This is a genomic window from Pseudomonas sp. H1_G08, assembly GCF_054681355.1.
Window position 1 is genome coordinate 1,398,537 of sequence record NZ_CP162822.1, and the last position, 12,920, is coordinate 1,411,456.

Sequence of the window (12,920 nt, forward strand, 5' to 3'; positions counted from 1 at the left end):
GCAGCAATCGGCCAGATGCAGCCGTCGAAGCAAAGTGAGAAATTGTATGAGCTGGTTAGGCCGGATGAAGAACGTGTTCAAGACTAACCCTGAGGAGCAAATCATTGGTTATTCGTTCGTAGAGTTGAAATCTATATTTGGAATCAGGATCACTGAGACTGTAGGAGGACCTCGAAATTATCCTGTTTTCTCAGCGTTGACTCCTACGGGAATACAAGCCTATTACTCAAGCTTTGTCGTCGACAAAGCTGAGACAGCAGATCTTGAAAACCTCATCAACGAAAGGTTCTCACCTATCAATGAAAGACTGTTCAATGGATTGGTTGTAACGTGCTTTCAACATCGACTGAGTGATGAACGACTTATATTTTCTATTTCATACAAAGAATTCAATAGCGCTACGATTCGGCTGATCACCAACAGCTCCGAGCTATTAAGCATGTTGAGCGAAACAAATATTGCGGCTCCTCCTCCGTGGGTGGTCTTCGATGGATACGACGCGTCTTGGTGGGGAGGTGACATGCAGGGGGCACAAGGTTTTTACATCGACAATCATTTCTTTCCGTTTTTTTCATCGTTAAGTCCAGCAGAGAGAACCGCTTATTACGCAAGATATTCCGCATCTGAGGAGTGGATCAGGAGCCTAGAGTTGACTCTGGACCTTGAATAGCGATAGCCCAGCTTCGGCCGAAAGTGAGGCATAGTTGGATGGCTGCTTTCGGCCAAAAGCAGACTTTCGATCTCGATTTATAACTACCCAAGCGTTCGCTCCGAGTGGTCGCGGATCCGTGATGCGTAAACAGTTCGGCACTCTAGCGTTGTATAGGCGGAAGCGGCCCGACGAACATAACCTTTAGCCGATCCTTTCCAATTACACGCGCTAACTCTGCGATAACGCAATACATGAATATCAGCGTGATGAGCAATATCTGCACCGCCCAAAAACGAGGCCAGTTCATCGACGCCCATAGCAGGGAGTTCGCTTCCATGAGGTTCGGGACTTCTTTCCAGTAGTCGTAGAGCCGCTCCAGATAGTGGACGATCAGCGCCACCAGTGCATACATGAGTGTCTTCCAGATAATATTCCAGAGCAGCGGCTTATCGGGAAAACGGTTGATGAAGGGCAGCATATCCGCGACCAAGACAGACTTTCCGAGTATGAGGGCCGCAATCAGCACCGAGGCTGAAACCGGAAGATCCACTCCAGACCCTTTGATCATAAGTGAACGAATCAATGCGACTATATGCAAGATAACGAAAAAGAAGATGGTGGGTGGAAGCACTTTCAGGAATTCATGTTTGACCTTATTCATCACAGCGCTCATTTCGGCGTCCTTTGGAAGTCAATAAATCCGCTTTGCATCAACACTAATGGTGTTCAAACACTCAAGGCATGGTGATTTAATCGTCCTCAGAACCGCCACGTCGCACCACCACCGATGATGTGCAACGCGGCGTTCTTATAGGTGCCCGATAAGGTTGTGTCCGAACGTGACTTGGTCTGATCCACATCCATGTCGCCTAGCCACACAAGTGTGTAAGCCGCATGCAAGTCCAGTCCGTCGTCGATCTGGTAATTGATCCCGGTCGCCACGCGCCAAGCGTCGCCCATCGGGTTATCGACGGTTCGGTCTTTATCCTCCACGGCCGAACTGTCATAGCCCAGGCCCACGCTCCAACGCAGGCGCGGCGTGGCCTGATACTGGGTACCGATCGAGGCGTGCCAAGTGTCTTTGTACTGTCGGTTGGCAGTTCGACTGACGTCGGCGGCATTGGCGTCGACCTCCACGCCGATTTCGCCGAACTCACTCCAGTCCTGCCAACCGAGGCTGCCCAGAAGTTTCCATTGTGGATCAAGGTCGTGGGCAACACTGAGCAGCACGGTTTGCGGCACCGACATGTCCAGTTCCAGTGAATCGACATTCAAGCGCCGTAAAGCGGCATTGATGATCGGATTATCGACTTTGCGCACGCTGGGACTGTCCTGGAATTCCAAATCGATCTTGCTGGTGTAGGCCAGGCCAATCTGCGTGCGTTCGCTCAAGCGATAGAACAGGCCAAGATTGATGCCGGCACCAACGTCGGTATCCTTTTATTCGAGTTGACCGTCTGGACTGTCGCGCAGTCCGAGCAGATTATTGTTAATCGCCGTTTCATTGCGGTAATAGGCGTACATGATGCGTGGGCCGATGCCAATGGACAGATCATCTGTGAACTTGTGCGCTAATGTCGGCTGGAACGACACACCAATGATCGCCGCTTCCTGGTTGAAGTAGCGGCCAGCCCAATCGTCATCGTAATCCAGAGCTAGGCCGAAGTTGCCGTACATGCCAAAGCCGATGGCCGAACGATCATCGATCTGGTGGCTGACGAAGAAACTGGCGCCCGGCAAATACTTCAGGGCGTTGCCGCCTTCGTTGCCATTGAATTGGTTGTTGCTGTCACGGGAGAACCGCATGTCACCGAGGATCAACTGCCCATTGGCGCTGATCTGGGTGCCCTTTAGCTCTGTGAGGCCGGCGGGGTTGCTCATGAGCACGCTTGGTTCGGTGGCCAATGCGGCCGCCCCCGCATTGGCAAGACCATTACCTTCCTGGCCAGCCTCGTAAATCAGAATGCCCCCGGCCCAAGTATGACCGGTGAGCAAGCCCAGACTGAGAGCCAAGAAAGAACCCTGGAATCGGCGAGCGTAGCCGCTTGTGTGCATAGCGCATCCTCTGCGAAACCTTGACCCAAACGCTTTTCGTTAGAACGGCCACCCGCGTGACGCCAGTCTCGGCAGGTTCAGGTCAGGTGGCCGTGGTTAGCGCTATTTCTTCAACTGCTGATAAGACTTGACCATGTCCCGTGCCCAGACATCGAGCACCGCTTTGAAGTCATTGGCCTGCAGAACCTGCGCGGAGTTGTCGAGGTCAGCGCCGGCGCCCTTGCGCACCACTTCGGCGACCAGTTTGTTGTCACTTCCATCGAGAAACGCGGCTTCGGTCGCCAGACTGGTGTCCTGATCACGAATACCGGTGGCGGCACTGACACCAGCAGCCACCAAGGCAATCGGGATCACTTCATACGGACGCAACCCCTTGGTCTTGGCACTGGCTGCGGTGATAGCCGGGCGTACCACCAGCACGCCCGGACCTGGGCCGCTGGCGAGCGGTAATGCGCTGGAAAAGGCATTTTTCAACGTCTGATCGTAGTACTGAGTGATGCCATTGAGGGTCTTTTGCGGGATTTTCGCGGTAGGCTGCGGCTTGGGAAAGAGCTGACTGGGTTCGACGTAAACGCTGGTGAATTTGCTGACATCGACTTTCGGATCAATCCAGCGCATGACGGCTGCACCCGAAGGAGATTTCTCCTCCTTCAGGACGCTGTAATCGCCGAGAAATCCGGAGTACTGCTCGGGGTCGACGTACTTGCTGGCACAGCCGGAAAGGGCCAGAGACAGCACACACAACGGTACAGCGAGTGTCTTGAATTGCATGAGAACGCTCCATTGTCGAAATACTGGTGTGACGCTGGTCTGCGGCGGCGTTTTGAACCGCTACCGCAGACCGACATCAACTGACTCGGTCGTTACGGCGTGACGATGTTGAACCAGAAATCGAAGTTATCCATATAGGACACCAGCTCCTCCAGCTTGCCCTTGGTTCCTTCTTCCTTGATATCACCGGAAGCCAGAGCATCTTTTAGCGTTGTTTCCTTTAGCACGATCTTGTTCAGCGTATCGCGGGTCAAACTAATCGTCGCATCGGCGTCTTTCGCTGCCACGCCCTCCGTATGGTTGAGCACGCCATTGACCATCTCCACAGAATATTTTTGCTTGAGATCGGTGAAATCAAAATTGAGCGATAGATGTTTATCTTCCGCTTTCGGGCCATTCAGACGCATGGCTAAGAAGTCGAAGAACAGATCCAGATCCATCGCCCGTACCGTATCTGGGCTGGCGGTATCGGGAGTCGGTAGCTTCATCACACCGTCGCGCAACTCCTTGGCACCGGTGAGGTAGAAGTTACGCCACGGCCCGCTCTCGGCCTGGTAACCCAGCTGCTCCAGGGCATCCGCTTGCAGGTTCTTCGCCGCCTGGCTGCTCGGGTTGGCGAATACCGCATGGTTGACCACCTCGGCAACCCAGCGGAACTCGCCTTTGTCGTAATACTCCTTGGCTTTCTTCAGGAGCGCCTCCTCGCCGCCCATCATCTCCACGTAATGCTTGGCACCTTCTTCCGGGGGCAGTTCGTTCAGCGTGGCCGGGTTGCCGGTGAACCAACCCAGGTACAAGACATAGGTGGCTTTGACGTTGTGGTTCACCGATCCGTAATAACCACGGTTTGAAAATTTGTTCGCGATCCCTTTCGGCAGTTTGAACTGCTCTGCGATCTCGACCATGGTGTAACCCTTGTTGGCCAGGCGCAGGGTTTCGTCATTGATATAACGATACATGTCGCGCTGGGAAGACAGTTGCTCGCGCACCTCTTTATTGCCCCAGACCGGCCAATGGTGCATGGCATACATCACCTGCACGTCATCGCCCCAGAGCTTGAGTGTTTCGTTCAGGTACTTCGACCAGGCCAACGGGTCACGAATCTTGGCGCCCCGCAGGGAGTAGGTGTTGTGCAACGTATGGGTGGAGTCTTCGGCGGTATTGAGGGCTTTCTTTTCCTTGATGTAATAGAGCATCTCGGCCGGCGCTTCACTGCCAGGCGCATACAGGAATTGATAGGTCAGGCCGTCAATAACATGGGATTCACCCGTGGTCTTGATGATGTCGGTGGGCGGGATCAGCGTCACCGTACCGGCCGAAGTGGTGGTACCCAAACCTGCGCCCAACTGACCGGTCGGTGAAGGCGGCAGCAGGTTGCCATACTGGTAGCTGGCACGGCGGCTCATGGCGGTGCCAGCCATGACGTTTTCGGCCACGGCATGCTCAATGAAGCCTAGGGGCGCGTAGATCTTCACTTTGCCGGCTTTCACATCTTCTTCTTTGATCACGCCGCGTACACCACCGTAGTGGTCGATATGGCTGTGGGTATAGATCACAGCCACCACCGGTTTTTTCGGCCGATGCTGGTAGTAAAGATCGAGTGCGGCCTTGGCGGTTTCGGTGGAAATCAGCGGGTCGAAGACAGTGATGCCGTCCTTGCCTTCGACGATGGTCATGTTCGACAGGTCATAGTTGCGAACCTGGTAAATACCTTCAGTCACCTCGAATAAGCCAGAGATGTTGATCAGCTGCGACTGCCGCCAGAGACTGGGGTTGGTCGTGTCCGGTGCTACCTCGCCTTCCTTGATAAATCCGTATTTCGTTGGATCCCAGATTACATTCCCGGAAGCGCCTTTAATGACCGTCGACGGCAAGGGAGCAATGAATCCTTTATGCGCCAACTCAAAGGATGTCTTGTCGTTGAACGGCAACTCTTTGAGCAACGCATTGTTCGCCGCTTTGGTGGCTTCCGAGGCAGGCTTTGGCTTTTCCGCGTCAGCCGCGAGAGCTTGCGAAGCCAATGCTATGGCCGCTACCAACGATAAAGCGGCGCCAGCCAATTTCAAGGAACGCCATTCCCCTGCGGATTGACGTTGCACTCTCGAGTGAATTTCCAAGACCATCTTCTACGCTCCTTCATAGTAGGAATGCGCTAAGCCTAAAGCGCAAAGAACAAGCCCATTTGAAGGTAGTAAGAATTCGCAGTTGGCCAGGGAAAACTCGACCATTTTCAGAAATCAAGTGAAACAAATTTTATCGTAAGTAATGACAAACTTAAGGTTTCGGGAGATGAAAAGGTTTCGGATAAATCCCTGAAAAATCATGTAATCCTAGGAATATCAGTAGGTTGTAAATTTGTTGTACGGCCAGATGGAATTTGTCACACATTCAAATCATTCGATAACTGCATTCCCGAACATTACCATTTACACGCTGTTATAAGGCGACGAGCGGTCATTCCGATGCCAAAGGTAACCACCATCAAGACGGTTGCAAATGGCCATGCAAACGAGATTTTCCACATCAAAGCGCTCGGTGATGAATGTCCGCTTTTGGCGGAAAGCAGACATTCGCTGACATGCCCACCTGCGTAATATCTCGCAGCTTCCTACAAGCAGATCCTTCAGCCGATTGTGGCGGGCTTATCTATTCAACATCGTCCGCTTTAAGCGAAATTCGCCTGATAACGTCGTCGTAAGGCACCAGGTCGAGAAAGGCAATGACCTCAACTGCCTGCATATTTCGCATGCGCATGATCCATACGTAGCTGTTGCGATAAGGCGCGCCGTCGGCTGCGGTGGCGGTGCCGTTCCAGTGCACAACGACGTCATCGCCTTCAGCCCAGATATCCGTCACCGTCGGGCGAACGGGCGAGGCGAGCCGTTTTGCGAAGGGTTGTACTGCGCGTTTCAGGAAGTCATCTCGGCCCCGATAAGTGCCTGCTGAGGGGCTCGTCCCCTTGATTGTCCAGATCACATCGGGAGCCAGGACATCTGTGAAGAACGTCCGGCCGCCTTGAGCCCACTGGTTGAACGCTTGCGCAATGAATTGGCGATTGCGTTCCGTAGTCGGTTCGCTGGCCACGGCGGGCGCCGGCCCTGCGATGAGTGTGGTGAGGACCAGTGCTAGCGCTGTAGAGAGGCGTTGAACAAGCGTCATTTCCTGTGCTCCTTAATCTGTCCGATGAGCCCCGTCGAGTTGGATGGGCCGTTGTTGTTATCTGTAAGCCGCTAGTTGCGTTTTCCCGCGCCGTTGCTCTATGTGGGGCTTTGGCAAAGAATCGGCGCGGGTTTGGCCGGCAGTACCTCTGGGCTTCATCTGAAGTGTGACTTATGAGCGGAGGAGGGCTGTTGCAGGATCGTCCTGATTTCTTGCTTGATCATCCGATACCAGATGTCTAACCGCCGCATCCCCACGTTATGGAGTTGTGTTTGAATTCCCTTTCAAAGCTTGTCGATATCGTTGGTCGTCACGTCCGGGATGACGGCATTCACAGCACCGCGATCCCGGGTGTCAGTCTGATTCGCTCGGCTACGCCCACGATGCCTATGCCGGTGGTGTACGAGCCGACACTCTGCCTTGTCGCTCAGGGACGTAAACAAGCGATGCTGGGTACTACCGTCTATGTTTACGATCCGGCCAAGTACCTGATTGCATCGGTAGACCTTCCGGTGATGGGCTCGGTCATCGAGGCGAGTGAGGGTGTCCCTTATCTGTGCCTGGCGCTGGATCTCGATACCGCTGTATTGAGTGAACTTGCGCTGCGCCATCCGCTAAGAGAAGAGAGCGTCAGTGCACCGCCGGCAGGCATTACGCTCAACGATACGACTCCAGAACTGCTGGATGCTGCGGTTCGGCTGGCCGGGCTGCTCGACAGGCCACGGGATATCGAAGCGCTCGCTCCGCTGGTGATCCGCGAAATGCTTTATCGCCTTCTAACCGAAAACGGCAACAGCATCATCAGGCAGATGGCACAAGCAGACAGCCGCTTGAACCAGATCGCCAAGGCTATTGCCTGGCTGCGCAGCCACTACAACGAAGCGTGTCGGATAGATGAGCTCGTCGAAATCGCCGGCATGAGCCGTTCTTCTTTTCATACGCATTTCAAGGCGATCACCTCGATGAGCCCGCTGGAGTTTCGCAACCAGTTGCGGCTACAGGAAGCACGCCGGCTGATGGTCATCGAAGCGGTCGATGCCGCAGAGGCGGGATATGCAGTCGGTTATGAAAGTCCCTCGCAGTTCAGCCGAGACTACGCCCGTCTGTTCGGCATGCCACCAGCGAAAGACGCCTGGCGGCTGCGCACGGACATTTGTGGAATTTGAATCCAGCACTTTTCTTCGCGCAGAAAAAACGAGGCCGCATTTGCGGCCTCGTTTTCCATGTGTTCCGGACTACTGTTTGACGCTCAGGTAATCGCCGGTCGTGGCTGGATGACGACTCTTCGCCGTGAGAATGATGGACGTCCTGAGCGATCTCCCAGGCTGGCTGCCCCGAGGTGACTGACAACGAATAGGTATGCCCGGCCCAGGCCATGAACATGGCGAGAGCAAGCGCGATTAATACCGTCGTTGTCAGTGTTTTGCTGAACATGGCGTTAAAGGTTTCAACTCGTTGACAGGGCGTTCAAGCGATTTGCCTAATCCCCCCTGGGGGGATACGATGCCAGCGTAATTCATCGAGCCCTGAGACTCAACTCATGAGTGAACACGAACACGACCACAGCCATCCCCACACCCACCAAAGTCATGAGGCGATCATCAAACGCCTCAAGCGGGCGGACGGGCATTTGCGCGGCATCATCACCATGATCGAAGAAGGGCGTCAGTGTGTGGATATCGCCCAGCAGCTTCATGCGGTAGAGAAAGCGATCTGCCAGGCCAAACGCACGCTCATCCAGGATCACATCGACCACTGCCTCGAAGATACCGTTTCGGCGCTAGGCAATGGCGAGCGCGCACCGCTGGAAGCCTTCAAACAAATCACCAAGTACCTTTAGGTCTGACATGCCCGATTTCGCTGAACTGTTGCAGCAAGGCGGGGCTCACGCCTGGCTGTATTTCCCGAGTGCGATTCTGCTCGGCGCCTTGCATGGCCTGGAGCCAGGTCATTCGAAAACCATGATGGCGGCCTTCATCGTGGCCATCCGTGGCTCGGTCAAACAGGCTGTTTTGTTGGGGTTGGCCGCAACGCTTTCGCACACCGCCGTGGTGTGGCTGGTCGCCATCGGCGGCATGTACCTGGGCAAAGGCCTGGATGCTCAAACCACTGAGCCGTATTTCCAGCTTGCTTCCTCTGCACTGATCATCGCGATTGCCCTGTGGATGCTGTGGCGTACCTGGCGCGGTGAGCAGATGTTCAAGTTCGAGCAAAGCGATGATCACCATCACGGCGAACACGACCATGGTCATCATGATGAAACGCACCGAATAGATACCGGCCATGGCCGTGTTGAACTGTCGATCTTCGAGGAAGGCATGCCACCGCACTGGCGCCTGAAGACCTTGAGCGGACACGCCTGGGCAGCCTCGGATGTTCGCCTGACCGCGACGCGTCCGGACGGCAGCAGCCAATCGTTCGCGTTCGTCGAGCGTGAAGGCTTTCTGCAGTCGACGGTGGATATTCCGGAACCGCACGAGTTCAGCGCCCGCTTGAGCCTTGGACACGCCGGGCATTCGCATGATTACGACCTGACGTTCCAGGAGCATGATCACGGGCATGCGCATTCCGAACTCGAAGGCCTGGAGCTGTCGATTGATGGCTATCAGGATGCGCACGAACGTGCTCATGCCAACGACATCCGTAAGCGCTTCACCAACCGCGAAGTGACCACGGGTCAGATCGTCATGTTCGGGCTGACTGGCGGCCTGATTCCCTGTCCGGCTGCCATCACTGTCCTGTTGCTGTGCCTGCAAGTCAAAGAGGTCGCGCTCGGCGGCATGCTCGTCCTGTGTTTCAGCATCGGCCTGGCGCTGACTTTGGTCACTGTCGGTGCCGCTGCGGCCATTGGTGCCAGACAGGCTTCCAATCGCTGGCCGTGGCTGGGAACCGTAGCGCGCCGCGCTCCTTACCTGTCCAGCGTGCTGATCATTGGCGTTGGCCTGTATGTCGGCTTTCATGGCTGGATTGGCCTGAGCGCATAAGGCCGTTTGCGCACAGCGGTGGCACTGATGCAAAGGGTTGCCATCGCAACCATAAAACCAACGACAACGACTACCACTGCCACTGACGAGCAAAAAGCCCAGCGCAAGGCTGGGCTATCGAGGAGCGCGCGATGGGGGCGAGGCATTAGCGAACGCCTGCATCCGCAGAATTACTCGACCGGCACGACGTTATCCAACGCCTGATTAACCGCGAGCTCGCCGAGCATCACTACCTGCGCGATACCTTGCAGTGTCTTGCGAGCAGATCCTTCAACCATCCCGATCACATCACTCAGCATTACCGAGGCGGAGCCTAGCGATTCGCTGGCGTTGACCAGCAATTCTTCAGTCGCGGTTTTCGGGTTGGCGAGGAACATGCTGCTGGTCTGGTAGGGCGTGGTTTTGATGGTGTCGGTGGGTTTGAGGTAGTGGTCGAGGGCGCGGTCGGCAGCTTCGTGGAGTTTTTTTGAGTCGAGGGATTCGTAGGGGGAGGTTGCGTCCGACTGTGGCGGGTTTGGCGTGACTTTGAACATGGTGAAGCTCCATATGTGACCAAGGGAGCCATCACTCTCGCTACCAAACGAAGGGTGGTGGCCATACGAAGGTTGGTAGACCGGCCCACATGGAAAAACCGGCGCGCTCGAAAACGCCCTGCGCATGGCCACCATAAAACCGATGCGAAAGCATCTGCATAGAATGACGTTATGCGCCATGTGGAAAGCGGGCTACCAAACCCGATCACTGTTTTCAGTGACCGGCCAACGATAGAACCACGGCCCGAGGCGCACAAGCCGGCGGATTCTGGCGTAGTCGTAGGCAATGGCGCAAGGCGTTGTAGCTTGCTGGAACAGTCTGGATGTCGGTTTTAAACGCGGCGTTTAGGGAATTGGTTTTGGCTGAGGTTTCGTGTTGATCGGGCTGGGGTCTTCGCGAGCAGGCTCGCTCCCACAGGTGTCGAGTTGGCAATGTTTATAGCGTCGCGCCCACAAGCCCCACCACACATTTTGAACTTTGCTTTCGGCGCCATTTCCATTGTTTGAGGTGACAACCCTCCAGCTCCTACCCACCTGAATCAAGGAATGACCGTGACGGCTCCCACTGATAAAACTTCTCTGCGCCGGGCTATCACTTTCCCGATGCTGTTTCTGTTTATTCTCGGCGATGTTCTGGGGGCGGGCGTTTACGCACTCGCCGGAACGATCGCGGGGGAGGTGGGCGGCGCGATTTGGGTGCCGCTGCTGATCGCATTGTTCTTCGCCATGTTGACGGCGGGTTCCTACGCAGAACTGGTGACCAAATATCCCCACGCCGGCGCGGCTTCGGTATTCGCGGAAAAGGCCTTCAAGTCACCGCTCATTTCCTTCCTGGTCGGTTTTTGCATGCTGGCGGCTGCGGTCACCAGCGCTGCGGGTTTGTCGCTGGCGTTTGCCGGTGATTACTTGAACGCCTTCGTCGAGGTATCGCCGCAGATTGCAGCGCTGGTGTTTCTTCTGGCTATCGGCCTGCTCAATGCGCGGGGGATCAAGGAGTCGCTTGGGGCAAACCTGGTGATGACCGTGATTGAACTGTCCGGACTGATTTTGGTGATCGTCGCCGCTGTCTGGTATTTCCGCACAGGCGATGCGGATCTGGGGCGGACGCTCACGTTCAAGCCGGGCGTCAGTCCCATGCTGGCGGTGTTGGGGGCGGCGTTGTTGGCTTTCTATTCCTTCGTAGGCTTCGAAACCTCGGCCAATCTCGCCGAGGAAATCAAGGACGTGCGCAAGGTCTACCCGCGCGCCTTGTTCGCGGCTTTGCTCACCGCTGGCGTGGTTTACATGGCGGTGGGCGTGGCGGCTTCTTCGGTGTTGCCTACCGAGAAGTTGGTGGCCACGTCGGCGCCTTTGCTCGAAGTTGTCCGCGCATCGACCCTCGCAATCCCGCCGGCGCTGTTCTCTTTTATTGCGCTGATCGCTGTGGCCAACGGTGCGCTGTTAACCATGATCATGGCCAGTCGATTGACTTATGGCATGGCCAACCTGGGGCTGTTGCCGGGTGTTATAGGTGCGGTTCTGCCTGAACGAAAAACTCCATGGGCTGCCATTGTTGCAACTACCGTGGTCGCTATTGCCCTGACACTCACAGGCACGCTGGCAACGTTGGCAGAGACGGTGGTTTTGCTGTTGCTGTTCGTTTTTCTGAGTACCAATGTGGCGGTGCTGGTTCTTCGTCGCGACAGGGTGGAGGAGGACCACTTTCGCGTGCCGACCTTCGTTCCGGTGCTTGCGATCGTTTCGTGTCTGGTGCTGCTCAGTCAGCAGGGGTGGGAAACGTGGTTGCGGGCGGGGGCGCTGATCATTGTCGGGATGTTGCTGCATGGCTGTTCTCGCATCAGATTTTCCGCGATCAGTAAGGCTGGTTAGGTTGTCAGGCTCGATCGGTGTGGTGCCGACGCTGCTGATCCATCACAACGAGCAGGAAGGGCTGGTGCCATTCCATGCCGTGGTCGAGTCGACAGTGCAACGGGCGCGGCCAGTGTTATTGACCGCGCTCGCAGCGATTCTGACGTTCATTGCGCTGACCCACCCGATGTTCTGGGCACGCTGACCTACACGCTGATAGATGCTCTGAGATAATGAGAGTGATAGCATAGTAGTATCACTTTTCGCCGGAGACGGCCGCTGTTGACGAAGCGGCCGTAGGTATCTCAACAAGGAAGAACAATGCGTTCGTCGTTTTTCAATTCACAACTCAAGCTATCCGCTGTTCTGCTGGCAGCCATTTTCACCACCGCCTGCTCCAACTATCACTACAAGGATTACCAGGGCGAATGGGCGCCGGAATCGATGACGCCTTATGATCTTTCCAATAACGCTCCCGACGCTGCGCTTGTGTACTTCGCGACCACTCAATTTCGCGCTATCGGTGTGCCTTTTCACCGACTGCTGCTGGCCACGCAAGTGGATGGCCAACCGTTGCCGGGCGCCGGTCGTGCGTCAATTCTCGATGTTTCCGGTAAGCAGGCGCTACGCCTTACGCCCGGGAAGCACTCATTGGGTTGGTGCTGGGTTTCGATGAACGGGCTGGGTACGGGCGGTGCCAAATGCGGCTTCGGTGCGCGCGATGTCGAGTTCCGCGCCGGTCAGCGTTACGTAGTGGATTTCTCAACCAGCAACTCCATCAGCGGACCTCCAGGACGTGAGATATCAACCATCACCATCGAATCCGAGATTCGCAATCTGGATTCCCGGCAAGTTATCTATCCGATGCCACAGGCGCAACAGGTGAAGGAATGACTGAAAACCCCGCGAGCAGGGTCT

At 55.6% G+C, this 12,920-nt stretch carries 11 protein-coding genes and 2 pseudogenes; 7 read left to right on the forward strand and 6 right to left on the reverse strand.

Translation table 11 applies throughout. The annotated features are described in order from the left end of the window. Positions 1 to 73 precede the first annotated feature (73 nt). Complete coding sequence (locus AB4N85_RS06410) at positions 74 to 670, forward strand: hypothetical protein (RefSeq protein ID WP_252869291.1); 597 nt, start codon at positions 74 to 76, stop codon at positions 668 to 670. A gap of 142 nt (positions 671 to 812) precedes the next feature. Here AB4N85_RS06410 and AB4N85_RS06415 read toward each other — a convergent pair whose 3' ends face one another. The 5 genes and pseudogenes from AB4N85_RS06415 to AB4N85_RS06435 all read right to left on the reverse strand — a co-directional run bounded on the left by AB4N85_RS06415 (position 813) and on the right by AB4N85_RS06435 (position 6,637). After that, positions 813 to 1,325, reverse strand: coding sequence for a hypothetical protein (locus AB4N85_RS06415; protein ID WP_460067426.1), 513 nt, complete (start codon positions 1,323 to 1,325; stop codon positions 813 to 815). A gap of 86 nt (positions 1,326 to 1,411) precedes the next feature. Continuing rightward, positions 1,412 to 2,707: pseudogene (locus AB4N85_RS06420) on the reverse strand (OmpP1/FadL family transporter). Positions 2,708 to 2,809: 102 nt separating this feature from the next. Continuing rightward, positions 2,810 to 3,478: a DUF3313 domain-containing protein gene (locus AB4N85_RS06425; RefSeq protein WP_252869294.1), complete on the reverse strand. Its 669-nt coding sequence runs from the start codon at positions 3,476 to 3,478 to the stop codon at positions 2,810 to 2,812. Between the two features lie 92 nt (positions 3,479 to 3,570). Continuing rightward, positions 3,571 to 5,601: an alkyl/aryl-sulfatase gene (locus tag AB4N85_RS06430; RefSeq protein ID WP_252869295.1), complete on the reverse strand. Its 2,031-nt coding sequence runs from the start codon at positions 5,599 to 5,601 to the stop codon at positions 3,571 to 3,573. Positions 5,602 to 6,124: 523 nt separating this feature from the next. Then, on the reverse strand, positions 6,125 to 6,637 hold the full coding sequence (locus tag AB4N85_RS06435) for a nuclear transport factor 2 family protein (protein ID WP_252869296.1): 513 nt from the start codon (positions 6,635 to 6,637) through the stop codon (positions 6,125 to 6,127). Positions 6,638 to 6,909: 272 nt separating this feature from the next. Here AB4N85_RS06435 and AB4N85_RS06440 point away from each other — a divergent pair, with 272 nt between their 5' ends. From AB4N85_RS06440 to AB4N85_RS06450, 3 genes are all read left to right on the forward strand, one after another. After that, positions 6,910 to 7,803: an AraC family transcriptional regulator gene (locus AB4N85_RS06440; protein WP_252869297.1), complete on the forward strand. Its 894-nt coding sequence runs from the start codon at positions 6,910 to 6,912 to the stop codon at positions 7,801 to 7,803. Positions 7,804 to 8,177: 374 nt separating this feature from the next. After that, on the forward strand, positions 8,178 to 8,477 hold the full coding sequence (locus AB4N85_RS06445; RefSeq protein WP_016774379.1) for a metal-sensing transcriptional repressor: 300 nt from the start codon (positions 8,178 to 8,180) through the stop codon (positions 8,475 to 8,477). 7 nt (positions 8,478 to 8,484) lie between these two features. Then, on the forward strand, positions 8,485 to 9,621 hold the full coding sequence (locus tag AB4N85_RS06450; RefSeq protein WP_252869298.1) for a nickel/cobalt efflux protein RcnA: 1,137 nt from the start codon (positions 8,485 to 8,487) through the stop codon (positions 9,619 to 9,621). A gap of 170 nt (positions 9,622 to 9,791) precedes the next feature. Here the strand turns inward: AB4N85_RS06450 and AB4N85_RS06455 are convergent, their stop codons facing one another. After that, the gene (locus AB4N85_RS06455; protein ID WP_252869299.1) at positions 9,792 to 10,154 is read right to left on the reverse strand and encodes a DUF6124 family protein; all 363 of its coding nucleotides are present in this window, start codon (positions 10,152 to 10,154) and stop codon (positions 9,792 to 9,794) included. A gap of 546 nt (positions 10,155 to 10,700) precedes the next feature. On the opposite strand from AB4N85_RS06455, the gene AB4N85_RS06460 reads away from it, so the two are divergent. The 3 genes and pseudogenes from AB4N85_RS06460 to AB4N85_RS06470 all read left to right on the forward strand — a co-directional run bounded on the left by AB4N85_RS06460 (position 10,701) and on the right by AB4N85_RS06470 (position 12,896). Next, complete coding sequence (locus AB4N85_RS06460) at positions 10,701 to 12,023, forward strand: APC family permease (protein ID WP_252869300.1); 1,323 nt, start codon at positions 10,701 to 10,703, stop codon at positions 12,021 to 12,023. Continuing rightward, positions 12,010 to 12,221 (forward strand): annotated as a pseudogene (locus tag AB4N85_RS06465) (hypothetical protein); the annotation flags it as partial. The gene AB4N85_RS06460 and the pseudogene AB4N85_RS06465, both read left to right, overlap by 14 nt. A 102-nt stretch (positions 12,222 to 12,323) precedes the next feature. After that, positions 12,324 to 12,896, forward strand: coding sequence for a hypothetical protein (locus AB4N85_RS06470; protein ID WP_095179681.1), 573 nt, complete (start codon positions 12,324 to 12,326; stop codon positions 12,894 to 12,896). Positions 12,897 to 12,920: the final 24 nt, after the last annotated feature.

What these genes read in the sequence shown, in the direction of transcription:
- AB4N85_RS06425 (WP_252869294.1), bottom strand. Translation starts at nt 3,478, where the DNA reads ATGCAATTCAAGACACTCGCTGTACCGTTGTGTGTGCTGTCTCTGGCC.
- AB4N85_RS06470 (WP_095179681.1), top strand. Translation starts at nt 12,324, where the DNA reads ATGCGTTCGTCGTTTTTCAATTCACAACTCAAGCTATCCGCTGTTCTG.
- AB4N85_RS06455 (WP_252869299.1), bottom strand. Translation starts at nt 10,154, where the DNA reads ATGTTCAAAGTCACGCCAAACCCGCCACAGTCGGACGCAACCTCCCCC.
- AB4N85_RS06435 (WP_252869296.1), bottom strand. Translation starts at nt 6,637, where the DNA reads ATGACGCTTGTTCAACGCCTCTCTACAGCGCTAGCACTGGTCCTCACC.
- AB4N85_RS06430 (WP_252869295.1), bottom strand. Translation starts at nt 5,601, where the DNA reads ATGGTCTTGGAAATTCACTCGAGAGTGCAACGTCAATCCGCAGGGGAA.
- AB4N85_RS06415 (WP_460067426.1), bottom strand. Translation starts at nt 1,325, where the DNA reads ATGAGCGCTGTGATGAATAAGGTCAAACATGAATTCCTGAAAGTGCTT.
- AB4N85_RS06450 (WP_252869298.1), top strand. Translation starts at nt 8,485, where the DNA reads ATGCCCGATTTCGCTGAACTGTTGCAGCAAGGCGGGGCTCACGCCTGG.
- AB4N85_RS06445 (WP_016774379.1), top strand. Translation starts at nt 8,178, where the DNA reads ATGAGTGAACACGAACACGACCACAGCCATCCCCACACCCACCAAAGT.
- AB4N85_RS06460 (WP_252869300.1), top strand. Translation starts at nt 10,701, where the DNA reads ATGACCGTGACGGCTCCCACTGATAAAACTTCTCTGCGCCGGGCTATC.